Source organism: Desulfonatronum parangueonense (assembly GCF_054656975.1).
This window is the reverse complement of the sequence record NZ_BAAHXH010000003.1, coordinates 3785872-3810462: the sequence shown is the minus strand read 5'-3', so window position 1 is coordinate 3810462 and position 24591 is coordinate 3785872. Positions and strand designations below refer to the sequence as shown.

Genomic DNA, 24591 nt, shown 5'->3' with positions numbered 1-24591 from the left:
CATGCTCAAAAACCTCATCACCGCTCTTCTTGTCAGCGCGATACTGGCCTTTGCCCAACCCGCCGCGGCAGTCCATCCGTATTTCGGCTCCGGCCCCTACGCCTATGTCCACGGATTCCAAGGGCTGACATATGCACTGGCTGACGGCCTGGAGCACAACCTGGTCCAATACGTGGACCGGACCCGGCCCATCCTGTTCACCAGCTTCGTGGACCTGGACGACCTGAACACGTCCAGCACTTTTGGACGCTTGCTGGGTGAACAGGTCGCCTCGCGGATTTCCCAACTCGGTTACCGGGTCATTGAACTCAAGATGCGTCAAGGATCCCTTGTGGTCAGTCAACGAACCGGGGAGATGATCCTTTCCCGGGACCTGCGGGAAGTGCGAACCAACCACGACACCCAAGCCGTACTGGTGGGGACCTATGTGGTGACTGAAAACGCCGTGCTCGTTTCCGCCAAGCTGCTCAGCACCCTGGACGGGACTATTCTGGCAACCCGGGACGCAACCCTGCGCAAAACACGCGAAATTCAAGAACTCGTATCCAAGAACGCAACAACCTTTCAGCCCACGCGCTCCCAACCTTCCGCAGTGCAACCGGAACGCGAGGGGCCTCTTTCCCGCGGAACAATCCTCCTGGACCCGAAGAACTCCCTGGCCGCCCGCCTGATCCAGGCCCGACTTGCGGAACTGAACTACTATACTGACCGGATCGACGGAATCTGGGGGAAAAATTCACGGGCCGCGTTGAACCGTTTCAAGTCAAACCGCCAACTCGCCTCTCCCACGACGTGGGACCTTTCGGCGCAACGGGAGCTGTTCAAGGGAACAGGCCAATAACATCCGGATTTCCTCATCCGACTGCATGGAGAGCCCCATGAAATACCACCTGACGATCATCCTCATTCTGGCCGGCATGGCCCTTGCCGCGTCCTCCTGTTGCCCCGCGCGCATCTCGTGCGGACCTACGGTGGTTGCCCAGCCCATGCCGGCCGCCGTACCCGTCCTCCCCACCTACGGACCTCACCGTTGCAATCCCGGATATGTAGGCTACTGCACGCCATACCATCTGCCCCATGTCACAAGGACCCGTTTTGTGAGTCCAGTGGTGCCGTTCTACGCCCCCTGCAATCCCTGTTACTGAAAGCGGATTCCCCCCAATTGTCAGCTGAAGGGTGTTCAAACACGGCAAAGCGCCACTCGGCCTAGTCCAGCATCCCGCGCCACTACGCCGAGCGCGTGGGCCAGTTCCGAAGAGTCATTTTCTTCAATCACCATGGTCAGGTAGGCAGCGATTGCTTCCGCACTGCCCAGATGTTCAGTGATGTCGAATTTCGGCAGGTCAGCTCTTTTGATTTTTTGGGACATGGTTCAATCCTCCAGGTTGGCAGCAAATTCGATGGACTTGGCGATGTCGGCTCCCTGCGTGGATTTGTCACCTCCGCCGAGCATCACGATCAACGTCGAGCCCCTCTGGACATAGTACATGCGCCAGACATGTCCAAAGTCCTCGCGCATCTCATAAACGCCATCGCCCAACGGCTTTACATCTCCCAGCAGACCGCGCTCCGCTTTACCCAGGCGTTTAGCCACGCGCAGTTGTGTCAGTGTCATGAACGCAACAGCCATTCGGCAAAATCTGGAAGCTGCTCGAATCTCTCATATCTACTCGATAGCAAGGAATAAAAGATTCCCATGAGCCAAAAGCAGGGTCCGTTCAGGCCTGATGGCATTACTTACTGGGTTGATGAGCGCCCGCCTTTGGGCATGACCATTATGGTTGCGCTCCAACAGTTGGCGTTTCTGGGTTCCATAATGACCTTGCCGGTGCTCCTGGCCCGACAGGCCGGACTTGATGCCGCCGGTGCCGCCGGGCTGGTTGCCCTCACCATGGTTGCCGCCGGTTGCGGCGTTATTTTGCAGGCCCTGAACCGGGGTGGAATCGGAATCGGACTGTTCAGTCCCATGCATACATCCGCCATCGCCTTTCCGGCATCCCTTGCCGCCGTCAAGATGGGGGGGCTTGGTTTGGCTTTCGGCATGATGACCATTGCCGCCCTGGTCCAGATTGCCGCCTCGCGGCTCATCACCCAGCTACGTCCCCTGTTTCCCGTTGAGATTGCCGGGCTCATCGTTCTGATGCTCGGTCTTGGCCTCGGCCTCATCGGCATGAGAGCCTTCCTGGCCATTGACACTCCTTTTCATGGCGAACCCTGCGCACTGGCAACCGGGATCCTTACCCTTGCGGTCATCGTGACGATCAACGTATGGGGCCGTGGGAAGATCAGAGCCTTCGCGGTTTTTAGCGGCCTGCTCATCGGGCAGATGTTCGCCGTTTGGCAGGGCGTTGTCGATGCATCGCTCATCAAGGATATCCGTCAGGTTCCCCTTTTCGCATTGCCTCCGGTGGGCCAGTTCGGCTGGTCGTTTGCATGGGAAATGGTGCCGCATTTCGCACTGCTCGGGCTGGCTCTTTCATTCAACTGCTTCGGGGTTCTGACCGTTGCCCAGAGGGCCAACGACTCTTCGTGGAAGCGGCCGGACATGGAGGGGATCAAAAGAGGGCTTCTGGCCGAAGGCATGACAAATGCCCTCTGTTCCATGCTCAACGGCATGGCCCAGACCGCCAGCGGCGGGGCCGTCGGTCTTGCGCAGGCCAGCGGCGTTACCAGCCGCATCGTGGCCTACGTGCTGGGAGGGCTGTTCATCGCCCTGGCTTTTTTCCCTCCCTTCGCGGCGTTCTGGATTTCCCTGGCAATGCCTGTAATCGGCGCTGTACTGATGTTTGTGGCTTCATTCATCATTGTGGGCGGAATCAAGATCATCACGTCACGCCTTCTTGACTCGCGCAAGATCATCACAATAGGCCTTGCGCTCATAGTCGGCATCGGCCACGACCTGCTGCACATGGGACATGAAGGACACCAAAGTCTGCTGTTTTCCCCCCTGTCGACCACAGTGGCGGCTGCCTTGCTGGTGGCGATTGGACTCAATGCGCTTTTTCGCCTGAACATCCACACAACAATAACCAAATATATTGTCTTGGATGCGACCTGGCAGGAAAAACTGAACCAGCTCCTTTGGAGTCTTGGGCACCAATGGGGGGCCAGGACAGAGGTAGTCCGCCGTCTCAATCATGCCGCGCATGAGCTCCTGGAAGCAATTTACGCCTACGATCTCATGGACTCGGGGAGCGAAAAGCCTGTTGTGGAATTCAGGGCCGTATTTGATGAGTATCTTTGCCAGATAGGCGTTGTTTATACAGGACGCCCGCTGACAATACCGCGGAAGCGGCCCGATCCTGAAGAATTACTGAATGGCGCCGAGGGCGGACAGGCCATGGCGGGCTTTCTGGTGAATCATCTGGCGGATGAAGTCCAGGTGGGGCACAAGAACGGCAAATGCACGGTGACGCTGAAATTCCGGGATTAACATATTCACACTTCGGAGCGCCGGTTTTATTTTATCAGCAATCCCAAACACTTACACCACCTGCATCGACTATACAAAAATCTATTCATTTTTTCACGATGTCATCGGCATAGAAAAAAACATGAATCGGCATATGCCCGTATCTCATGACTGTATACATTTTCCAGGAGGACACATGGCCGGAACGCTGAACAAGGTCATCCTGGTCGGCAGGATGGAAGTCACCCTGGAACTCAAGTACACAGGGTTCTTTTAAAATTTGCTTTAATATTTAGTCGTTCTTGATGATTTTTCCTGTGTGCATTCAAACAGCCACCAAATTATTCATTGTCCCTCGACCAATCTCTCCGCATCCGCCTCATCCTTCAGAATCTCCATCGCCTCATGCGGGATAAGGTTCAGCATTTCCTCATACTTCTCTTTCGTCATCCCGGCTTTCTTCCATGCCCTGGCGGAGGCGTACTGCTTGCGGGTGAGGCCGAGGATGGCCCAAGGCTTTTCGGCGCTGAGCTTGGATTTAATGTTGGGCATGGGCTGTGGTTATGGGTTCATCTTCTCTGGCCATAATCAGGTCCCGATTATGCTTAATTTTCGAGGAAACAGCCCGCTCCAGCGCCTTCACCAAGTCTTCCATCTTCACCGGTTTGGCCAGATAGTCATCCATTCCGGCTTCCAGAAACTTCTCCCGGTCTCCGAGCATGGCGTATGCAGTCAGGGCGATGATCGGAATGCCCTTCTTATCACCAAGAGTTGTTGACTCGCGTATGGCCTTGGTCGCCTCAACCCCGTTCATCACCGGCATCTGAATATCCATGAGGATAGCGTCAAAATCGTGAGCCTCGAGCAGATCCAGGACCTGCCGGCCATTTTCGGCTATGGTCACGACATGTCCAACTTTTTCCAGGAGTTTGCCTGCGAGCAAAGAGTTGGACGGTTCATCCTCGGCCAAGAGGATTCTCAGGCTCTGTGTGGCTTTGGTAAAGTGTCTCGGTCCTCGTGCATCGGCAATGCTTGCTCCCTCAGGTAGCTTAAAGCGCAGAAGCACATGGAAGGTGGTACCCTCGCCGAAAGTGCTGGCCATGGAAATTTTCCCGCCCATCAAATCCACAAGCCGTTTGACAATCGCCAGCCCGAGACCTGCTCCCTGGAAAGTTCGGGTATAAGAACCATCCACCTGAAAGAACGGATCAAAGAGATGCTCCAGCTTGTCTTCAGAAATCCCAATTCCTGTATCCACAAAAGTGAATAGCACATTGGCACTGTCATCCTTTCCAGATGCCAACAAATTTATTTCAATACGGACACTTCCCTTATCAGTGAACTTCAGGGAGTTGCCCACCAAGTTGAAAAGAATCTGGCGAACCCGCGCTTCATCGCCGATAAGTCTGTCAGGGATGGCGGGATCGACGATGCATTCCAAGGTCACGCCCTTGGCTCTGGCATTGAAGGTAAACAAACCGGACACGGAATTAGCAATTTCCTGAATTTCAAACTCACCCTCGTGGATCGTCATCTTGCCCGCCTCGACTTTGGAAAGGTCCAAAATGTCCGAGAGCAGCTTGGTCAACCGCTCTGCCGAGGATCTGCATAGCTGGACGTACTGTATTTGATCGTCATCCAGGGTTGTCGGCTCAAGAAGTTGCAGCATGCCCATGATCCCGTTGAGGGGGGTGCGGATTTCATGAGACATGTTGGCTAGAAATCCGGACTTAGCTTGATTAGCGGCTTCGGCCTGTTGTTTGGCCTGAAGCAGGTCTTTTTCGGTCTGCTTGAGACCAGTCAGGTCGATATCAATGCAAAACAATTCAGGCTTTTGACCAGGTCTTTGAATAATGGCATGGCTGGAATAGACATGGATACGCGACCCGTCTTTCCGTTTCAGATAGAGCTCCGCAGCTGGAATAGGTATTCCGGCTTCGGACATGGATTTGATTTCCTGTACAACACCGGCTCTCATTTCGTCTGGTATGATCAGATCGATAAGGTTTTTTCCTATGGCTTCATCCGGTGAATATCCATAAAATTTCTCTGATGCCTTGTTCCAAAAGAGCGTCTCGCCGTTCATTCCATAACCTTGAACAGCAACTGTGGGGACATGTTCAAACAAACTTTGGAAACGAGCTTCACTCTCGCACAGCGCCTCCTCGGCCAGTTTCTGCTGAGTGATGTCCGTGAGCACGCCGACAACGCCGACGACAGCACCGTCTTTATAAGGGGACGACTTGATGTCCTCACCCACATGGTCTCGTCCGGTTTCAGACAGAGCCTAAATTCATCGGGCTGCAACCGGCTCTGCAGAACATTTATCCAAGCGTTTTTGACCAGAGTGATGTCCCTGGGATCAATAAGTTCGAAAAAATTCCGGCCAAGTAATTTTGTGGTGCTGTCTCCGAAGATAGTCTTTGCTGAGGGGCTGAGGTAGGTTATCAGGTTTTCCATGTCTATGGAAAAAATGACATCGTTGATGTTTTTTAAGAGATCCTGGTATAGTTCTTCGGTCTGCTTGCGGTCGGTAATATTCGAGGTGAACCCATGATAAACCACTATCTGCCCATTCCCATCCTGTAGTGCGCGAACATTTCTGGACACCCAGATGATTGTCCCATCTTTACGCTTGAACCGACATTCGTGCTCAACCATCTTCCCGTGCTCTTCCATCAAGCCCATGAATTCCACGCGGTCCGCCGGATCGACATATACCTGCCTGGCGATGTCAGTAATAGACGCTATCAACTCTTCCGGACTCGCGTAGCCGAGCATCCCAGCCAGAGCATGATTGGCCGCAATGTATCTCCCCTCCGGCGTGGACGTGGAAATTCCGATGGGAGCATCCATCAAGATGTCGTGGGGAGCCTCAAAGACTACTTGGGCAGTGTGTTGCATCTCGGTCATGCTGTGTTCCTCGTGGCTGAGCTTTGAGGCAAGAGTTGGTTAAAGAGGGAGCCAAGCCAGGCTTACCTTTCTAATATCTTCAGCCGTAATCTGTACATATTAATTAACCCTGGACCTTCAAAAACTTGGCTCTCGGGGCCAGCTTCAAAACTTCTTCAAGAAAAAAGGGAGCTCAACGGACTGATACAAAATGGCCTCAACCATGCCATCCTTGGACGTATAGAGCACATCTGTCGTGAATTTTAAAACGTTCAAAATACAACATCTGATGTTGTATTTTTTCAAAATATTCATATCATGGCACGAATTTCTTCAGGTAGTTCCATTTCAGTTTGTGCGTCAAGTTAATTCTGAAGGGTTTAGAGATAATTCGAGTGGCACATGGAATTCGAGTTTGGACGATACTTTATCGAAAAATCATGTAGCCAGTTGCTATGGCCGATATGATTTAGTGCCATTCCAGATAGTGGAACAGACTATATTCCTGTGCTGATCTTGTATTCATTATGAGCAGCACTCAATACGGCAGGTCGGAAAGGCGAATGGGAGCCGGAGATGAGCTATGCGAAAGAAGGGATATTCATATATTTTCAAGATGTCCTTCAGCCTAAAGCCCCACGCGTGCTAGTGCTGATATTTACGGAACGTAGCTCTACTTGTCCGCAAGTGGGAGCGCGAATAAGAACGTGCTTCCCTTTCCGAGTCGGCTTTCCGCCCAGATCCGGCCGCCGTGCTTTACGATGAAATCCTTGCACAGCAGGAGCCCCAGGCCGGTACCCAGCTCACCTTGCGTACCCTTTAAAGATTTTTTGCGGGTCAAAATGAACAGGTTAGACAGATGTTCCTCATCAATACCGGTTCCCGTGTCCTGGACGGTGACAACAGCCATGTCCTGATCCTTGAACGCGGAAATGATCACGATTCCGCCACCCATGCTGAACTTGATGGCATTGGAAACCAGATTGCGCAAAATGGTGTCCAGCATCTGCTTGTCCGCGAAAACCAGGAGATTCTGATCAAGTTCGCTTTGCAGGAATACGTTCTTGTTCCCGGCCGTGGTCTGGAACAGTTCGATGGTATTCTCAATGGAATCCGCCAACAGACTGATCACCGGGTCGTACGTCAGCATTCCTCGCTGTAGCAGTGACCATTCCAGCAGGTTCTTCAGCAGACTGTGCAAGGTCTCCGTGGCCTGGGCCAGTTCAGAAATCATCTGCCGCAGATCCTTGATAAGCAGAGTGTTGAATTCGTCAGCCAGCATTCTGGTCAGGACCATGAAGCCGGCCAATGGACTTTTCAGGTCGTGGGCAATGATGGAGAAGAACTTGTCCTTTTCATCCAGAGCCCTTTGCAACTGCTGATTGTTCTGGAACAGGGCCTCCTTGTCCCTGATTCGGTCGGTGATGTCACATAAAGTCCCATACATCATCAACGGCTTACCATCTTTTGTACGTGTTACGACTTGCCCCCTATCCAGGACCCATACCCAGTGGCCACTCTTGTGTCGCATACGATATTCAGCATCAAGAAAGGGTATTTTGCCGGTAAAATGGAGATCAAGTTGTTTGCCCACCTCTTTCTGATCATCAGGGTGTACATTTTTTTCCCAGGTCTGAATGGTAATGGGTTCTAACTCCTTCAGCGTGTAGCCGATTATCTCCGCCCAGCGCTCATCAATGACATGTTCGCCGCTTTGCACGTTCCATTCCCAGGTTGCGACATTGGTGCCCCTGATGATGTTGTCCAAGCGTAATCGCTCTTTCCGTAGCGCTTCTCCGGCTCGCTTACGCTCGGTGATATCTTGATGGGTGCCTATCATGCGAGTTGCCTGCCCTGATGGATCCCTGGAAACAGCTCGACCACGACCTAAAATCCATATCCAGTCTCCATTTTTGGCTTGCATGCGAAATTCGACCGCAAAAGATTCCTGGCGGTTCTCAATGCATTCCTTGTTCGCCTTGAAAGCTTTTTCCATATCTTCAGGATGTATCAGATCAAGCCATGTTTTCACATGCTGAGGTACTTCATTCGGCTCGTAGCCCAACATCCTTGTATAGCCTGTGCTGTAGTAGACATGATTGGTCTGGATATTCCAATCCCAAACGCCATCACTGGTGGCCTCCATGCTCAACCTAAACCTTTCTTCGCTTACTCGTAGCGCCTTCTCGGCCTGCTTGCGCTCGGTAATGTCCGTGCCAGTACAAAAGACCACAGACTGGCCATGCCATGTTCCAGGAGTGAGTGTCAGGACCAGGGTCTTGATCTTGCCATTGACAAAATATTCTCTCTCCAGGACACCGCCTGTTTCCCATAATGGCATTATCTTTTCCAACATTTTGTCATTGTCGGGGGGTATAAAGTCGATCACATTCTTTTTCAGCAATTCCTCGCGTGAACACTCCAGAAATTGCAGGGCAGCCTCATTGGTGTCTATGTAGTTGCCCGTGACATCAATAACCGCGATAGGGTTGACCGTTCTCTCAAACAAGGTGCGGTAGCGTTTCTCACTCTCCCGTAGCGCCTCCTCGGTTTTTTTCTGATCGGTGACGTCCTGAAAAATGCAATGCGTTCGCAGAAACCGTCCTTGGTCGTCGTGTTGAATCTTACCATTGAAGAAGACGAGAATTGTCGAGCCATCCTTTTTGACCATCTCGAATTCAACGCCCATGATTTCACACACTGCCTTGAATTTGGGAAAATTCTCCTTGAAATGCTCACTCCAGTCAGGATGCAGAATGTCTCCAAAATTTTTGCCGACAAGTTCCTCCCGGCTGTAGCCGAGTACATCCAGAAATGTCTGGTTGATGTCCAGGAAATTGCCCTGCTCGTCCAAGGATTGGTAGGGCATGGGGGCATTCATAAACATCAGCCTGAACCGTTCTTCACTCTCTTTTTCTCTCTGCTCGACGATTTTTCGCGCGGAAATGTCCGTGACAAATCCATGAAGGCGCGTGATGTTCCCTTTCTTATCTCGAACCAGGTGGACCGATTCCGAGATCCAGAACGTTGAACCGTCTTTGCGCTGATGAAGGGTTTCGAAATCCTTCGCTGTCTCACTGGCATCGAAGCATTCGAACAATCGGCGTCGATCCTCCGGGTTGACGTATATCTTTGTAGTGATATCCGTGACAGATTCGATCATTTCCTGTGCAGACGCGTATCCGTACATGTCTGCCATGGCAGGATTAGTGTAAAGAAACCTCCCCTCTGGCGTTGACGTGAAAATGCCGATGGGGGCGTTTGTCAGAATGTCGTGGGCGTTGCAAAGCATATCTGAGGGGAGTGATGGTTCTGGGATTTGCTTCTTGACCATACTGGCCTCCGAAGTCTTGCTGGGAGTTAGTGTATAAGAAACCAAGAGCATGCAGCGCGGAGATGTATAGACCTACCTGGGATTGTTTGAATGTGCTGCCAACGTTATCCCATAATTATTCAAGGATAAATTTTTTGCTTTTCCGTACCATTATTCTGGAAATACTGTAAACAACCTAAGAGGTTGCTTTTTGTGATTTTTTTACATCACCTCAAAGAGACGGCCTTGAGTACGAGTTCACGACGGTTCTGGAACTGTCCGTGGACGGGCAGTTCACCTGCACCACATCAACCTCTGTTCCAGCCCCATCCGCCAAGAAATCGTGACCAAGCTCGGGCAAAAGAGCTTTGTCCCGGCGCTCAAGGCAGACGTGGCTGCAGTGGAAGGCGATGCTCCCTCCATAGCCCAGGAAATGGACTCGGCCCAGTACAAGGGCCTTGCGCCTTACGGCTCGTATGTGACCAGGACCATCTTTTTCCACACCCTGGCCTTCAATGAAAACCTCAAAGGGCTCTCTCGGGAGGAGTTGCGTTACGCCATCCTCTCGCCAGGCACGGACGTCAGTTTCGTGGATGACGCTCTGCGCCGCTTCGTGCAGGCCTCGGCCTATCTGGACGACCGGCCCAACGTCCCCTTGCGCTTCCTCACCGAGGCCAATCTGACCCAGATGATCCGCCGCCAGGAACGCCAGGTGGATCACGGCGAGGTCCGTGCCCAACTCAACGACCGGATCAGGAGCATCTTCAGCGGAAACAACTTTCAGCTCGCGCCTTTTCCCAGCCTGCCCAACGACATCACTGACGATGCCGGTGACGGCAAACCCACCCTGGGCGTGATCAGCTATGATGCCGACGAGGTGGACGGGGAACGCGTTGCCTTGCCTGATCTGGTTCGCAGGTTGTATCGAGAAAAGGGATCAAGCGGCGATGTGCGCATGAACCGGAACAACCTTGTCTTCGTCGTTGTGGACGCCCGGCGAAAGGAGGACATGAAACGCAAAATGATCCGCCGTCTGGCCCTGGAGGACCTGCGTCGGCCCGAGCGTCTGAGCGATCTGGCCAAGCACCAGCAGGATCGGCTCCTGGAGTTGTATCACAAGTCCGAGCAGGAACTGGCCGTGGCCATCCAGCAGGCCTATCGGCATGTGTTCTACCCGACCAGGAATCGGGTTGACGGGGCGGATGTGGACCTTGGGCACTCATCCATCGAGGTCCAGAGCGCCTCGGCCAATCCCGGCGATGGACAACGTCAGGTTCTGCGTGTGTTGCGGGACATCCAGAAGCTCCGCTTGTCCGAGGACAACCCGGACTCACCGCAGTTCATTCGCGACAGAACGCCCCTGAAAAAGGGGCAGATCAGCACCGCGGCCCTGCGAGACGAATTCCGCCGTGACGCATCCCTGCCGATTCTGGTGGGCGACGATGTCTTCGTCAAAGGCATCCGCCAGGGCATCGAGCAGGGCGAGTTCGTCTATCGCAGCGGGGAGTTGATCTGGGGCCAGTGCGATCCCTGGGCCGAGATCAAGATCAACGAGCAGTCCTTCGTGCTAACGGCCTCGTTTGCTAAGGAACACAACATCTGGCCCAGGCCGAAAACGAAACCTGAACCGATTCCACCGGTTACGCCAACTGATCCACCTGATCCCATTGATCCCATTGATCCCCCCATCCTGCCGCCCCCGGTCTTGCCGTCGGACAGAAACATCTCCGCCGAGGGCGTGCTCAAGGGGGCGTTGACCAGGATTTGGGATTCTGCCCGGACCAGGAAATATGCCGCTATTTTCTCCCTGCATCTCTCTTTTTTTGATTTGCAGACGGCTTCAAACTCCTGGGGCTGATCAACACCATCCCCAAGAGTAAAAAGAAGGTTGAAATCAGTGGCGACTACGCCACCCGTGAGGGAAGCGAAATGGGATTTGAGTTTTCCGGTCAAATCCAGGACGCCCTGCCGGTCAAGGATTTTCTGGAGCAGCAGATTCGGGCCGCATCGGATAAGCAGGGCAAGATTGTCTTTAACGTGCTTTTTCCTGAAGGGCTGACCATGAAAGGCGACGAGCCGGAAAAACTGACCGAGCGGCTGACCAGGTTCGGGGCCGGGGCTGCCTACGTCACGGCTGTTGCGGAGGGTGATCAATGAGCGCGGCCTTGCCAAGCATTATTACGCTATCAAAACCTGACGCACTTCCTGACAGGAAGAGTGGCGGCATGCCGCGTTACGAGCTGCGGGCTCGCAACCACGGACCGGATAATCTGGAACTGGAGGTCTGGCAGCTTCCCTCTTCTGCTACGCCACATATCAAGTCCTCTCTGCGTCTTGCCGGCCGCAATCTTTCCTTGGTGGAGCATCGTGTGCTGCGCCGTCTGGCCAAGGCGGGGATTCTGATCAGCCCCGCGAACGGCGCGGCAACCCGTCACGAGCTGGACGAGGACCTGGCCCGCATGCGCAGCCGGACCAATATCCGCCAGGTTACGGAAGGCATCGAGGCCATGGGCAAGGAAGAGGCCGCCTACTGGCTGGGCATGGCCATGCACCGCAAATACCCCCGCCGGGTGCTCATGGCCCTGCGTTTTCTGCTGATTGATCCCCGTAGCGAGTAAGACTATCCTTGACTGCGAATGGATCGTTCCAAAATGGTTTCCAGACGGTAGACATACCACACAACACTTTTCGCATACTGAGGCGCTTATGCAAAGCACGGCACGAATCATTGAGGAAGCAAAATCATTGCCCGTCGAGGAGCGGACTCTCGCGGTGGACTCTCTGCTCCGTTCCCTCAATCAACCAGACAGCGAGATCGACAAGAAATGGGGCCAGGTCGCCAAGCACAGGCTGGAGGAACTTCGTTCCGGGAAGGTTCAGCCTGTTCCGGGTGATGAAGTCTTTGCCAGGATTTACGCGCGGTACGCAAGGTGAAATTCACCTTCAACCCCGAGGCGGAAGAAGAATTTGAAGCCACCATTGCGTATTACGATGAATGCGATCCGGGACTTGGCCTCGACTTTGCCCGTGAAGTCCACGCCGCAATTCAAAACGCCCTCAATTACCCCCCCTGTGGTCCGAAATCGAACCCCATGTCCGACGATGCTTGACGCATCGCTTTCCGTTCGGGGTGCTTTACAGCATAGAACAGGATGAAATCTTCATCCTCGCCATCATGCATCTCCATCGTGAACCTGGCTACTGGAAGCACAGGTCTCCAGGCATCGCATAAGGATCATTATGTCCAAACGCCTCATCGAACACTGGCTGCCCATAGCCGAAATCGGAATCGAGAGCCTGCGCGAGCGAACACCAATGACGCCCTTCCCGGCTCCGAATAGGCTGCACGTCTGGTGGGCCAGACGCCCCCTGGTGGCATCCCGCGCCGCCATCTTGGCCTCCCTGCTCCCGGCGGATGCGGATCAGGACAAGTTTCTGCATGCGTTGGGGATTCATGGGGACCCGGTTGCTTCACGACGGAGGATTGATGCTGCAAGGCAAAAAGGTGAACGCTTCGAGGGGCAGGCTTATGAATATCCACGGGCGTTTTCATACAGGCCAAACTATCCGGATTTGGACTGGATTTCCTATGAAACTCGGAGGATTGGGTTAGATAATGCTGTATTTTTAGACCCGACTGCCGGTGAAGGAAGCATTCCTTTTGAAAGTACTCGTCTTGGACTGGAAACTTATGCAATGATATTAACCCGGTTGCAACGCTGATATTGAAGAGCACTATTGAATCGCCTCTTGTGTTTCACACAAAGGTACATAACGCCTTTCTTCAACTTCGGGAAAAATTTCTGAAGGCTCGCGAAGAAAAGCTTACCGAGTTCTTCCCTTCAAAGCCCGACCCCAGCTCCATTCCAACGAACTGGATATGGGCACGCACCATCATCTGCCCCTACTGCGACGGCCTGCTTCCCTTGTCCCCCAACTGGCGACTGGCTCCGGACGGCACGGGAGTCCGCCTTGATCCGCAAACCGCGGACGGCCCGAACACGCCGGGCGGGTCTGTGAGTTTCAGATCGTGTCCACGAACAAGGAGCAGTCCGAAGGCACGGTAGCCCGAGGCACGGCTACTTGTTCCTTCCCGGACTGTGGCCGAGTTGTGGACGGGGACGCCATCAAGGTACAGGCCCAGGCCGGAAACATGGGCGAGCAGCTTTATGCTGTGGTATTCAAGAAGCGGGTCGTAACCACGACAAAGACCAGGAAGAAGCGTGAAAAATGGGAACGCGGCTATCGTGCCCCTCGGCCTGCGGATGATGTCAGTGATCGGATCAAGACTACTCTAGAGGAGAGGCTGCCGGAGTGGGAAGCGCTGGACATGGTGCCCAATGAACAAATTCCGGAAGGCCAGAAAACTGCTGAACCCATCCGCTACGGCATGAACAAATGGCGTGATCTCTTTTCCACAAGGCAGCTTTTGTGTCATGGGACCAGCTTCCAGGTCTTTCGAGAACGGCCGAAGGCTTGAACTTTCAATTCTGCGGGGCGCTGGTCAACTACGACATGCCCTGGAACCCCATGAAGGTGGAGCAGCGTATTGGCCGCATCGATCGCCTTGGCCAGGCTTTCCGTCCCAGCCCCGCATAAACGCCTGACGACGGCCTGGGTCCGGTGGCTTGCGCCGGTCCGACCGGCCATCTCGCAAGATCCTGGGAGCGCCCCTGGGCAAATCCATCGGATACAGGGCCGTATGGATACCCTGCTCGAGACAATACCACTCCAGATCAGGATTACCGAAAGCACAGACCGCCACGCCTTGGACTGAGGCAGGGCTGAAGTCGCGCCTGAACAAAGCCAAGCCCACCTGGACCTGATCGATAACCGTCCTGTTGAGTTTCCGCTTGGCTTCAAGGACATGAACATCCTGCCCCTGCACGGTGGCGGCAATGTCCGCACGGCTATATGAGCCCTGGACGCGGACATGAGTCTCACCGCCAGGAATCAGCAGGCCATCCTAGTCGCCTCGGGCCGCAATAGTCGTCGCCCTGGCCGACCTCGACTTCCAGGAACAGCAGGCCGGGGTTGGCGGCAAGGTAGTGGGAAAGGAGGCGGTCTTCAGGCGTTCTGGGGGTCCACATGGGGGTTGCTCCGGGGTCAAAGCATGAAGAGGCTGGGCGGGTTCCAGGCCAAGTGGTCCAGAAACAATCCCTACGCTGGATCATCCCATCTCATTGCACCACCAACTGCACCCTGATATTCACATCCATCCCAAAGTCACACCACACCAGCGCGGCCAATAAACACCATGGGCGCTTAGATGATTGCCAGAAGTGTCGGCAGTGCCAACAAAATGGGCGCAAGCAGTACGGCCTCGAATGGTTGACACATTTCGTCAACACTTTGGAATAGTGGAATTTATTTTATGGCATGGAACGTGCTAAATGAGATGCAAGACAATACCGGCCCAACCACAACAGGAGAAATGATCATGAAGAAGCTTTTCGCAGTTGCAATTCTGGCGGTTACGTTTTGTCTGGCCGGGCTGGTCATGTCCGGCACGGCTTTTGCCGAAAGATGCGTGGATAACGGGGACGGGACCGTGACGGACAATGGCACCGGTCTGATGTGGCAGCAGGGACATCCGAGACATGGCATAATGACCTGGGATTCAGCCATGAGTTACACATCCAGTCTTTTTTTAGGCGGACATTCGGACTGGCGCCTGCCGACAAAGGATGAATTAGTGGTACTGTATTGGTATTCGCCATGTAGATATTTAACTCATTTGGCACAATCTTATTACTGGTCGTCTACTCCCGCCAGCATGCCGGAAAATATGAAGGTCGTCCCCTACGACACCGGACGCGTGTACTATGCCAATAAGTCGAATAGAAGGCATGTTCGTGCTGTGCGTTACCTACCGTGATCATTGATTTCATTCTGCGGTTATTTGACCATTCAGTTGGATAGGGTTGTCGCTAAAGACAGCATCATCTTACCAAAGCAGAAGGCTGAAAACATTCAACTTGTGAATACCATTCCCAACCAAGGAATATCGCCATGCGGGAAATGTGGAGAAGGATTTTTGGAACAGCAGCCCTGGCCTTCATGCTCTGCCTGACCGGGCTGGTCCTGTCCGGCGAAGCCCAGGCCCAAAGGTTCGTGGACAATGGGAACGGTACGGTGACGGATACAGTGACGTGGCTGATGTGGACAAAGGACGCCAACCCGATTGGACAGTTGAACTGGCATGACGCCATGTCGAGATGCAGCTCTTTCAGCATCTCTGGAATTGGCGGTTGGCGTCTGCCGAGCAGGGATGAACTTGTGGCATTGTACCATCCAATGCAAGGAGGACATCCGTTCTCCGGGGTCCAGTCGTCCTACTACTGGTCGAGTACGACCCACGCGGGCAGCACGGACAACGCATGGAACGTGAGCATGAGCTACGGCTCCGTGTACACCGACATCAAGTCCTACTCCTTCCACGTGTGGCCCGTCCGCGCCGGACAGTGAGGTGCTTCGAAGCTTTGAACATTTGAGTTATTTGGTCCTTGGGCGGGATGAGGATGTCACTGATTCGGCCCCCGCTTCAGGCCGCCTGTCCTTCGGGATGAGAGGCCTTTCTCTTTCTGGCGTGGACAATCCTCCGAGGCTCGAGGATGCCCTGTGCGGGCTCCTGCATACGGCTGACAGGGCTCTCAATATGCTCCAGGGCCGGGGGAGGTGATCAGCGGCGTCTGAGATCGGAAGCGGTCAGGGAGGGGATGAAGGCGATTGCGGTATGAGCATCTGGCCGAGCCTCAGTCACAACGCCCGGATCCCCCTCGGCCCTGGCGTGGGCGGGCTTGGGGGGCAAGGAGCGGCTGGGTGACATGGGTGGTCGGCTGGGGTGCACAGAAGCTGGGGAGTCTGGAAGTGTCTGGGCGAGGGATCGGTGCGGCGGGCGGAGGACATGGAGCGACCGAATGAGAGAGGTCCAGAATCGCCTCAGATGGAATTACATGCCAAGGAAAATCTGAAGGCGAAAAGCTGGGTAACTACTCAGCTGAGGTCCGGGTTGCTTTGATTTTGCGGCCTCGCCAAATCCTTCGCCGGCTTCGTAACACCGAACCATTGCGTGAATAAACAACACTCGTGCTCCAGGAGTCCGGCAATCGTTCGGTGAACGAATCCCGGCTCAGTCAAACAGGCGAGACCGCAAAATCAAAGCAACCCGGACCATCCCTGCTTCAACTGCTGAGTAGTTACAAAGTTGGAAACTGGCCCTGGAGGTTGGAAATAGGGTTGGAAAAGAAAAAGGGTTCCAAGCATATTTGCTTGCAACCCTTTGATATTCTTTGGCGTCCCCAAGGGGATTTGAACCCCTGTTACCGGCGTGAGAGGCCAGCGTCCTAGGCCACTAGACGATGGGGACTGGTATGGTGGGCCGTGAAGGACTCGAACCTTCGACTCTCTGCTTAAAAGGCAGATACTCTACCGACTGAGTTAACGGCCCTAAAAAGGGAATCTTTACGTCCTACGGGGAGTCATGTCAAGTTGTCGTTGGACAAGGTTTCGATTTTGAAGCAGTTGGTCGGATATTACGTGAAAAGTCATGGAGTTGGTCTCGCGGGCATGATTGGACTGGAGTAGCCATGAACTCGACAAGTCATGTACACGGAGCCTGTTTACGTTGTGATGAGGAGAATGAACCAGTTTAAGAGAGGAGGCATCCTAGGAAATATGCTGTGGAGTTGGTCACGTTGTAAGGATGCTGTGCACCGGATAGGTCTGGATGAAAAACACGTCGTCCTTTTCGTTGCCGATGATCACTCTCAAGGCGAAAATTGACTCCAGTTCCATTCCTGAAGGGAGTTCCAACAGCGAGTTGACTCTACGAAAACGTTGGATTTCAAAGGACAACTCGTTTTCATCTCCCTTGGCTTCAATAACATTTGCCTGCTGGGTGACGAAATAGATTCTGATTGAACCGGAAAGCGTGTCGTCGGACAGGTTGTTCAGTTCGAATTGAATGCGCAGATCGTCGCCGGCTTGGCTGAGTTGCAGGTTTGAGACTCCCGCCATCTGCAGATCCCGGGAGTGGAAGACTTCCTGAAGATTGACCACCGGGGCGTTTACCTGCCGCTCCTTGCTTACAGCACTGAACAAGGCTTGAATTTCCCCTGGGTCGCTGGTGTTCAGGATCTCCTGGATGTTTTCCAGACGTTCCAAACGAATGGCCTTGTCGGCAATGTTGTCCTGCAAGGCTTTATTTTCATTTACAAGTTCGAGGTGCTGCCCCCAAAAGGTGATACCGGCATAAGCACCGCCAAAAGCCGCGAGGAGCAGAAATACCTGGATATAGAGAAAAAGCCTGAACCATGCTGTCCTGAACCTGTATCGACGAACCGGGCTGTCATCGCGCATGATGAGCAGGCTAAGTTTATCGTCCTTGTTCACAACAACCTCTTCGGGGTCGGGAGTGGAATGAATTGACGTCAGATGGAAGCATGAAACGTTTCATGGGTTCACGCTGCGATTTCAGAAAAAAACGAGAAAGCTCAGATCCGCTCTCCCCATGTGAGCTGGATTTGGCCTTTCGGTCCGGTAAACACCATCACCAGGGGGCGATCTTTTTTGGGAAACCGAACTGTGTAGTAGCGTTGCCAGGGATGATATTCCGGGTAAAAGGCCTCAAGCTTTGACCGATGGACTTCCATGGGGCGAATTTCCAGAGGAGAAACGGTCTGGTCAGAGTTCTCCAGAAGCAGGATCCGCCATTGCGTCAAGCGATGGGTCAGGCGGGCATCTTCAGGGTAGGTGCTGGCAACGGCCAGAATGAGTTCCGTATATTCCTGGGCGGCGCGGAGTTGATCCGCAAGCATCTTCTCCGTCTCTGCATCCGTCAAAGCAAAGATTTCGGCATAGCGCCGGACATATCCTCTTCTCCACTCTTCAGACTTCAACAGGGCAACGACCCGGGTTTCCGATTCCAGTCCGTGCCGGACGACCCCAGAGCGGCTCCATATATCAGTGAGCTGAAAATAGGGATCATGTTGATCCGGCCAAAGCGTTTCGGGCAGGGAACGGAGTTGGCAACCGGCTTGCGAAACAGCACAGATCAGCAGCAACAAGATCAGGCTACGAGTCAGCCTCATGGAATAACCGGCTCCGCGTGTAAAGGGCGTTGAAAGGAAGACCGGCTGCCGAAAGAGCATCCGCGGCCCCTTCTTCGCGATCCAGAATGCAGCAAACCCGAACCACCTTGTATCCGGCGTCCGCCAGTCTTTGGCAGGCTCGAAGGGCGCTGCCGCCGGTGGTGGCGACATCTTCAAGCACTGCCACCCGGTCGCCGGGTTGAAAATTCGCCACGCCTTCCAGGTAGCTGTTTGTCCCGTGCCCCTTGGATTCCTTGCGAACAATCATGGCCGGCCAGATAAAACCCTGCATCCTGCCCATCAGCGATGTTGCCGTGACCAGCGGATCGGCACCGAGAGTCATTCCGGCAACGCCATGGATTTGTTCGTTCCGTAACATTTCCACGAAGAGGCTGCCGATGAGAAAAGCGCCTTCGGGATGCAGTGCGGTCTGCTTGCAGTCAAAATAGTAATTGCTGCGCTTGCCGGAAGTCAGCACCACATCCTTTTCCAGATAGGATTTTTCAAGAAGCAGGGCAGCCAATTTCTTGCGCCAATCGTTCACATCGCCTCCTGGCAGCAGACAGTATATGTCTTGGATTGTAGAAGTCCGGAAAGTGGCGACTTGTACTGTTATCGAGCACTTAAGCCGCAAGTCAAACCGGAAAGCCAACTCTTATTGCTTGGCGTCCTGGGTGAACACCCGATGGAAAATCAATTCAACATGACGGAAAAAGTAGGACAGGTCAAAAAGGTCGTCCAGTTCCGCGGATGATAGGTATTCACCGACCCGCGCATTTTGGCGCACCAGATCGGCGAACTGCGTTTTATCTTCCCAGGCCTGCATGGCCAAGGCCTGGACCAGTTCGTAGGCCTCCTGACGCTGCAGCCCCTTTTCGATCAATGCCAAAAGAACTCGCTGGGAAAAGAAAAGGCCCTGGGACGCGTTCAGGTTCCGGGCAATGTTCTCCTCGTGGACTCGAATCCCGGAAACAAGGCCGGTCAGACGGTGCAGCATGTAATCCATCAGGATCGTGGAATCCGGCATGATTACCCGTTCCACCGAGGAATGGCTGATGTCGCGCTCATGCCACAGGGCCATGTTCTCCAGGGCAGCCAGGGCATTGCTTCGCAGCAAGCGTGACAGTCCGCTCAGGTTTTCCGCGGAGATCGGATTCTTCTTGTGCGGCATGGCCGAGGAACCTTTCTGCCCCTTGCCGAATCCTTCCTCGAGTTCACGGACCTCGGTTCGCTGCAAATGGCGCAGTTCCACGCAAAGCCGCTCCACTCCTCCGGCCATGACGGCCAGAGTGGTGAAATACTGAGCATAGCGGTCCCGCTGGATGATCTGGGTGGAAATGGGATCCACTTTCAGCCCCAGTCGTTCGCAAGCCAGGGTTTCAAGTTCGGGCTCCAGGTGCGCATAGGTGCCGACAGCCCCGGAAATCTTGCCATAACGAATGTTCTCAACGGCTTCATGCCAGCGATGGCGATGGCGGTCAAATTCGGCGTAGAAACCGGCGAATTTTAATCCCAGGGTGATCGGCTCGGCATGAATTCCGTGCGTACGGCCCATTGCCGGGAGCGTCTTGTACTTCCAGGCCAAGGTATGCAGCGCATCCAACAATCTATCCAGGCCTGAAGCGATGGCCTTCCCGGCTCTGACCAGGAGCAGGGCGTTGGCCGTATCCACAATGTCCGATGAAGTGCATCCCAGGTGGATGTATCTTGCTGAAGGTCCGGTCTTTTCTTCGACGGCGGTGAGAAAGGCAATGACGTCGTGCTTTGTACGCTTTTCAATTTCGAGAATCCGCTCCAGATCGAATCCGGCCTTGTTGCGGATGGCCTGAATGTCCTCGTCCGGGATGGCGCCCAGCACATGCCACCCTTCACAAATGGCAAGTTCAACCTCAAGCCAAGCCTGAAAGCGGGACTCGATGGTCCATAAACGACCCATCTCCGGAAGCGTGTAACGATCAATCATCTTCAATCCTGGAGGTCCGCCTTCGCGGGAATGATTTTATCTGATAAGAGGCAACGCAACATCAACTCTTTCGCGCTCTGCCCCTTCGTGTCCTTCATGGCTTAAAAAACAAGGATCCAAAGCTTAAGGTTTTCTTCCGTTTGCCGGCTCTTGATCCGCAATTTGCAGGAAAACAAAAAGGCAGTCCCGCAAGACTGCCGATAATTTATTCCGTTGAAGTCGAACTCGAACCAGTGCTGGCGGGAGTCGAGGATTCAGCAGGCTTGGTCGAAGATGCGGCGGGCGCATCTTTTGTCGCCTCGGCGCCTTCGGTCTTCTTGCCGTTCCCTTTAGATGGGTTCTCCTTGTTACAGTAGTCCGTAACATACCAGCCGGATCCCTTCAGGACGAAGGAAGTATTCGAAATCAGACGCTGTGCGTGGCTTCCGCAGACAGGACAGATCTTGTCCTGTTCACTGTAATCCTTTTGCCATTGCTCAAATACCTGCTGACATTCCTGACAGCGATACTCATAAATGGGCATATTCTCGGCTCTCCTTGAAAAGTAATGTTGACAAGGGTTTCAAATTATTTGGCGGCCTTTGCTTCCTTGATCCGCTGTTTAAGCCTTTTTTCTCGGCGTTGACGGCGACGATCCAGTTCTTTTTTGCGCTCAATTTTCTTGTGGCTGCCCATTTTGTCCTCCAGATGATTATAAATAGTTAAAAATGCCAAACCATTGGCATGAACGAATGTATAATAAAGACCGTTGTATATATTCCCTTCGACTCATGATGTCTACCTCCCCAAACAAGACAAGCGAATCTTGTCACCCCTCAATCGCAATCGCAATCGAAATCGAAATCGAAGAAACTCCCAATGGGCATTGAATGGCAGGTCGTCAAGGCGGAGACAACATTTGGATTACGACAGAGCTGACTGTATACCGGCCTTCGCGGGCATGACTGATTTGGAGATTTGGAAAAAGCTTGCCTCGATATATCATTCCAGCGAAAGTCGGAATTTAGGGGCAAGCAAGGTGTATGACTCCGCTGTATGTGCTGAATGGTTACCATCATGATTCGATTTCGATTACGATTTCGATTGCGATTTCGAGAAAACAGGCAATTCCGTTACATTGGCTGTAATTGCCGTAACTGCTCAAAAAGATCGGGCGATGAGGTTTCCTGAGCAAGGATTTCCGGTCGACGCAGAGTTTCGTGACCAAGCTAGGGGGGCCATGCTCCAGCCGAAACTTTGTCCGAGTGCGTTACATCGTTGCCGCACTGGGGTGCGGCGCTCCCAGGATTTACCTCGTTGATTGCCACAAGTTTTTGAGCAGTTACCAATTGCCTGATTGTCATTGCGATTACGGGGCAGTCCTCATCAAATCTATTGATTCGAGATGAAGAGTTGCGGCTGTCAGATCTCGCGGATGATGTACTTTCTGGAGCCGAGTCCGAGGTGCTGCGCGTAGTCCAGGCCGTAATCCTCAGGAACATGAGGGTGCATGGCCCGGAACTTGTCCTCACCGGCCGCCAGACCAGAGGGGAGGTGGCTGGGATGCAGGGCTTCGGCCTTGTTCACCATGTCCAGGCAGGCTTGATCCAAGGCAACCGGATCACGCGAAGCCAGGATGCCGATGTCCGGGCAGATGGGTTTGTCGCTGTATCCGGCGCAATCGCACTGCGGGGTGACCTGGGTGACGAAGCTGATATGCGCGCCGGCTCGCAATTTCGTCATGGACCGCGCCACGGCCGCGGCATACTCCATCATCCGTTCCATGAACGCGGTGATGTCGGTCTTCCAGTCAATGGCAAAGCAATTTTCCCGGCAGGTGTGCAGGCAGGCGCCGCAGCCGACGCACAATTCCGGATTCAAACGAATCTTCTTGTCTTTATCAAGATGAAGAGCTTTGGCAGCGCAGACCCCCACGCACGAGGCGCACCCTCGACACTCCTGGGCGTGAACCATGGGAGCCAGACAACCATGCTGGTGCATCTTGCCCTGGCGGGTGGCGCACCCCATGGCCAGATTTTTCAGGCTGCCGCCGATACCCGCCAGCTCGTGGCCCTTGAAGTGCGATATGGTCAGCAGGGAGTCGGCTGCAAGAATATCCCCGGCTAGGTGGGCTTCCCGAATCTGCCGTCCGGAAAAGGGCACCGTGACCTGGTTGCGGCTGTTCAGTCCGTCCGCGATGATCACCGGCGCTCCGAGCAGAAGCGGATCAAAGCCGTGCATGGCGGCCTGCAGGCAATGGGAAACCGCCTCTCCACGGTTGCCCACGTACAAGGTATTGGTATCCGTCAAAAAAGGTTTGGCCCCAAGTTTCCGCAAAAAGGCAATGATCGGGCGAAGCCATAAGGGCGAGACAAAACCAGTGGTCCCAGATTCCCCGAAGTGCAGCTTGACCGCGGTCAGGTCGCCGGATCGCACCGCGTCGGACACCCCCGCGGCCTTGAGCAGACGACGCAATTTCACCTCATACGTCGCCTTGCGGGTCGTACGCATGTTCCAGAAAACGACTTCGCTGGTCATGTCGGCTTTACTCAATTATGATGCTCCCGGATGATCATGATTACCCCGCCGATCCGTCAAGCTGATCGTCGATGAACCGGCCATGCTCACTCGGAATGAATCATCTCCTGGGGCTCGCCAAGGGTGAATGTTCCCTGTTCGATCCATTGCTTGAGGGTCTGGGCGATCTCCAGGGAATACGTATAGCTGGTCAAAGGAACAGTGGCGGTATCCCTGTCGCCCACGCGAATGGTCCCGGAGCGCAGTTCGGCATAGCTTACATGACCATGATTCTTGGGGACGCCATTGGGATAGTCATGGCCGTAATCCACAATGGGAATCATGATGTCCTCGTCCGCCACGCCGGTGAACCAGGCCATTTCCTCATCCAAAATGGGGATGGGGATGCCCAGGCCCACGCTCAGCGAACAGCCATAGCCCAGAAAACTCACGCCGCGCAGGTAGCGGGCCTGCATGCCCTTAAGATCGCCCTTGACCATCAACGTTCCCGAGGGAGTGAGAGGAATGCCCCGCGGAGTCCGTTTGGGCTTGGGATTGTGCTGGGTTCCCGCGCCGATGACCCAGCCGACGCCCCCACCCAGAAAAATCTTCGTCCCCAGGCCGATGGTCCGGAAGTAGGGATCGTTGAAGAGCGGGCTCAATGCACCGGAAGTCGCGTAATTGGCATTGGCGCAGCGGGGTTTGACAGGCCCCATGTAGGTATAGACGAGCTTATCGCCAAAATTCACGGCGCAGTTGTAGTTCTGGTAGCCGTTGCGAGGGTTCAGCAGATCCACGCTGCGGAAATCCTCCAGGGCCATTTCCCGTTCCAGCAGTTTGCGGGGATAGCAGTCGGTGCCGTAACCTGCGGCCTTGACGCGGACCTTCTGGCCATTGAGCAGGTCTTCGATCACATGACCGCCGCCGTACTTGAAACGGCCGGGAAAAACCTTGTTCAGGGGATCGTCTTCAACCGGCTCGGTCACCCCAAGATACCCGTCCGCGGCAGCCAGCCCGCCGTAAGCTGGAACATCGTTGAGCCAGATCTTGCTCGCCTTGATCAGGGGCGGTTCCGGCTGGCCGATATTGAAAAAAATGCCCGAGGAACACATGGGCGAGAAGGTGCCCGTGGTGACCACGTCCACCTCCTGGGCCGCCTTGACCTTGCCCATGGATTTCACGGCCTCGATCATTTCCTTGGCCGTGAGCACCACGGCCTGTCCTTTTTGAATCCGATCGTTGATCTCTCGGACGGTTTTTCTGACTTTTTTCTGTTCACTCATGAATTATGACATTTGGATGCCACTACCGGCTCCAGGTTTTGAAGTTCAGAGCACGCCATATCCCGTAATCGAAACTCAATCGAATCGACCCGATGCGACGGACTGTTTCGTGTTACTTGCCGCACTGGGGTGCGGCGGTC

Annotated in this window: 28 protein-coding genes and 2 tRNA genes; 14 read left to right on the top strand and 16 right to left on the bottom strand. The window is 54.1% G+C overall.

Annotation, left to right across the window (positions count from 1 at the left end; translation table 11 throughout):
* Position 1: 1 nt before the first annotated feature.
* Positions 2-841 carry a FlgO family outer membrane protein gene (locus ACYQ15_RS17110; protein ID WP_459938708.1) on the top strand — a complete coding sequence of 280 codons (840 nt, stop codon included), beginning with the start codon at positions 2-4 and terminating at the stop codon, positions 839-841.
* Positions 842-878: 37 nt separating this feature from the next.
* Positions 879-1145, top strand: a complete 267-nt coding sequence (locus ACYQ15_RS17105) for a hypothetical protein (RefSeq protein ID WP_459938707.1) — start codon at positions 879-881, stop codon at positions 1143-1145.
* Between the two features lie 35 nt (positions 1146-1180).
* On the opposite strand, the gene ACYQ15_RS17100 is transcribed toward ACYQ15_RS17105, so the two are convergent.
* The gene (locus ACYQ15_RS17100) at positions 1181-1369 is read right to left on the bottom strand and encodes a helix-turn-helix domain-containing transcriptional regulator (RefSeq protein WP_459938706.1); all 189 of its coding nucleotides are present in this window, start codon (positions 1367-1369) and stop codon (positions 1181-1183) included.
* Between the two features lie 3 nt (positions 1370-1372).
* On the bottom strand, positions 1373-1615 hold the full coding sequence (locus ACYQ15_RS17095) for a type II toxin-antitoxin system RelE/ParE family toxin (RefSeq protein WP_459938705.1): 243 nt from the start codon (positions 1613-1615) through the stop codon (positions 1373-1375).
* Positions 1616-1696: 81 nt separating this feature from the next.
* Between ACYQ15_RS17095 and ACYQ15_RS17090 the strand changes: the two genes are divergently transcribed.
* Positions 1697-3433 (top strand): solute carrier family 23 protein, encoded by a 1737-nt coding sequence (locus ACYQ15_RS17090; protein WP_459938704.1) that lies wholly within the window; start codon positions 1697-1699, stop codon positions 3431-3433.
* A gap of 133 nt (positions 3434-3566) precedes the next feature.
* Entirely contained in the window at positions 3567-3689 is a 123-nt protein-coding gene (locus ACYQ15_RS17085; protein ID WP_459938703.1) for a hypothetical protein, read from the top strand.
* Positions 3690-3757: 68 nt separating this feature from the next.
* On the opposite strand, the gene ACYQ15_RS17080 is transcribed toward ACYQ15_RS17085, so the two are convergent.
* From ACYQ15_RS17080 to ACYQ15_RS17065, 4 genes are all read right to left on the bottom strand, one after another.
* Positions 3758-3964 carry a hypothetical protein gene (locus ACYQ15_RS17080; RefSeq protein WP_459938702.1) on the bottom strand — a complete coding sequence of 69 codons (207 nt, stop codon included), beginning with the start codon at positions 3962-3964 and terminating at the stop codon, positions 3758-3760.
* On the bottom strand, positions 3951-5612 hold the full coding sequence (locus tag ACYQ15_RS17075; RefSeq protein WP_459939610.1) for a PAS domain-containing hybrid sensor histidine kinase/response regulator: 1662 nt from the start codon (positions 5610-5612) through the stop codon (positions 3951-3953). The genes ACYQ15_RS17080 and ACYQ15_RS17075 overlap by 14 nt, the downstream gene beginning before the upstream one ends.
* Entirely contained in the window at positions 5495-6325 is an 831-nt protein-coding gene (locus ACYQ15_RS17070) for a PAS domain-containing protein (protein WP_459938701.1), read from the bottom strand. The genes ACYQ15_RS17075 and ACYQ15_RS17070 overlap by 118 nt, the downstream gene beginning before the upstream one ends.
* 652 nt (positions 6326-6977) lie before the next feature.
* Entirely contained in the window at positions 6978-9596 is a 2619-nt protein-coding gene (locus ACYQ15_RS17065) for a PAS domain S-box protein (RefSeq protein ID WP_459939609.1), read from the bottom strand.
* 364 nt (positions 9597-9960) lie between these two features.
* On the opposite strand from ACYQ15_RS17065, the gene ACYQ15_RS17060 reads away from it, so the two are divergent.
* The 8 genes from ACYQ15_RS17060 to ACYQ15_RS17025 all read left to right on the top strand — a co-directional run bounded on the left by ACYQ15_RS17060 (position 9961) and on the right by ACYQ15_RS17025 (position 14216).
* The gene (locus ACYQ15_RS17060; RefSeq protein ID WP_459938700.1) at positions 9961-11475 is read left to right on the top strand and encodes a hypothetical protein; all 1515 of its coding nucleotides are present in this window, start codon (positions 9961-9963) and stop codon (positions 11473-11475) included.
* A gap of 71 nt (positions 11476-11546) precedes the next feature.
* Positions 11547-11774 carry a hypothetical protein gene (locus tag ACYQ15_RS17055; RefSeq protein ID WP_459938699.1) on the top strand — a complete coding sequence of 76 codons (228 nt, stop codon included), beginning with the start codon at positions 11547-11549 and terminating at the stop codon, positions 11772-11774.
* A 68-nt stretch (positions 11775-11842) separates the two neighbouring features.
* Entirely contained in the window at positions 11843-12235 is a 393-nt protein-coding gene (locus ACYQ15_RS17050) for a DUF7680 family protein (RefSeq protein WP_459938698.1), read from the top strand.
* A gap of 88 nt (positions 12236-12323) precedes the next feature.
* Positions 12324-12551, top strand: a complete 228-nt coding sequence (locus tag ACYQ15_RS17045) for an addiction module protein (RefSeq protein ID WP_459938697.1) — start codon at positions 12324-12326, stop codon at positions 12549-12551.
* Positions 12548-12727 (top strand): hypothetical protein, encoded by a 180-nt coding sequence (locus tag ACYQ15_RS17040; RefSeq protein ID WP_459938696.1) that lies wholly within the window; start codon positions 12548-12550, stop codon positions 12725-12727. The genes ACYQ15_RS17045 and ACYQ15_RS17040 overlap by 4 nt, the downstream gene beginning before the upstream one ends.
* Before the next feature lie 130 nt (positions 12728-12857).
* Positions 12858-13340 (top strand): DUF1156 domain-containing protein, encoded by a 483-nt coding sequence (locus ACYQ15_RS17035; RefSeq protein WP_459938695.1) that lies wholly within the window; start codon positions 12858-12860, stop codon positions 13338-13340.
* A gap of 307 nt (positions 13341-13647) precedes the next feature.
* A complete protein-coding gene (locus ACYQ15_RS17030) occupies positions 13648-14097 on the top strand; it encodes a hypothetical protein (RefSeq protein ID WP_459938694.1) in 450 nt (149 codons plus the stop codon).
* The gene (locus tag ACYQ15_RS17025) at positions 14094-14216 is read left to right on the top strand and encodes a helicase-related protein (protein ID WP_459938693.1); all 123 of its coding nucleotides are present in this window, start codon (positions 14094-14096) and stop codon (positions 14214-14216) included. Before ACYQ15_RS17030 ends, ACYQ15_RS17025 begins: the two co-directional genes overlap by 4 nt.
* Before the next feature lie 341 nt (positions 14217-14557).
* Here ACYQ15_RS17025 and ACYQ15_RS17020 read toward each other — a convergent pair whose 3' ends face one another.
* Complete coding sequence (locus ACYQ15_RS17020; RefSeq protein WP_459938692.1) at positions 14558-14707, bottom strand: hypothetical protein; 150 nt, start codon at positions 14705-14707, stop codon at positions 14558-14560.
* Between the two features lie 350 nt (positions 14708-15057).
* Between ACYQ15_RS17020 and ACYQ15_RS17015 the strand changes: the two genes are divergently transcribed.
* Both ACYQ15_RS17015 and ACYQ15_RS17010 read left to right on the top strand, forming a co-directional pair.
* Positions 15058-15495: an Lcl C-terminal domain-containing protein gene (locus ACYQ15_RS17015; protein WP_459938691.1), complete on the top strand. Its 438-nt coding sequence runs from the start codon at positions 15058-15060 to the stop codon at positions 15493-15495.
* Positions 15496-15629: 134 nt separating this feature from the next.
* Positions 15630-16085, top strand: coding sequence for an Lcl C-terminal domain-containing protein (locus ACYQ15_RS17010; RefSeq protein ID WP_459938690.1), 456 nt, complete (start codon positions 15630-15632; stop codon positions 16083-16085).
* Positions 16086-16910: 825 nt separating this feature from the next.
* Here the strand turns inward: ACYQ15_RS17010 and ACYQ15_RS17005 are convergent.
* The 9 genes from ACYQ15_RS17005 to ACYQ15_RS16965 form a co-directional block, all read right to left on the bottom strand.
* Positions 16911-16986: transfer RNA gene (locus ACYQ15_RS17005), tRNA-Glu, on the bottom strand.
* A gap of 5 nt (positions 16987-16991) precedes the next feature.
* Positions 16992-17067: transfer RNA gene (locus ACYQ15_RS17000), tRNA-Lys, on the bottom strand.
* Between the two features lie 242 nt (positions 17068-17309).
* Positions 17310-18011 (bottom strand): hypothetical protein, encoded by a 702-nt coding sequence (locus ACYQ15_RS16995; protein WP_459938689.1) that lies wholly within the window; start codon positions 18009-18011, stop codon positions 17310-17312.
* 101 nt (positions 18012-18112) lie between these two features.
* Entirely contained in the window at positions 18113-18709 is a 597-nt protein-coding gene (locus ACYQ15_RS16990) for a hypothetical protein (protein ID WP_459938688.1), read from the bottom strand.
* Positions 18693-19253 (bottom strand): orotate phosphoribosyltransferase, encoded by a 561-nt coding sequence (pyrE, locus tag ACYQ15_RS16985; RefSeq protein ID WP_459938687.1) that lies wholly within the window; start codon positions 19251-19253, stop codon positions 18693-18695. Before pyrE ends, ACYQ15_RS16990 begins: the two co-directional genes overlap by 17 nt.
* A gap of 111 nt (positions 19254-19364) precedes the next feature.
* Positions 19365-20672, bottom strand: coding sequence for an adenylosuccinate lyase (gene purB, locus ACYQ15_RS16980; RefSeq protein WP_459938686.1), 1308 nt, complete (start codon positions 20670-20672; stop codon positions 19365-19367).
* A gap of 205 nt (positions 20673-20877) precedes the next feature.
* Positions 20878-21195, bottom strand: a complete 318-nt coding sequence (locus tag ACYQ15_RS16975) for an FmdB family zinc ribbon protein (protein WP_459938685.1) — start codon at positions 21193-21195, stop codon at positions 20878-20880.
* 878 nt (positions 21196-22073) lie between these two features.
* A complete protein-coding gene (locus ACYQ15_RS16970) occupies positions 22074-23204 on the bottom strand; it encodes a DUF362 domain-containing protein (RefSeq protein WP_459938684.1) in 1131 nt (376 codons plus the stop codon).
* A 71-nt stretch (positions 23205-23275) separates the two neighbouring features.
* A complete protein-coding gene (locus ACYQ15_RS16965) occupies positions 23276-24451 on the bottom strand; it encodes a homocysteine biosynthesis protein (RefSeq protein ID WP_459938683.1) in 1176 nt (391 codons plus the stop codon).
* Between the last annotated feature and the right edge of the window lie 140 nt (positions 24452-24591).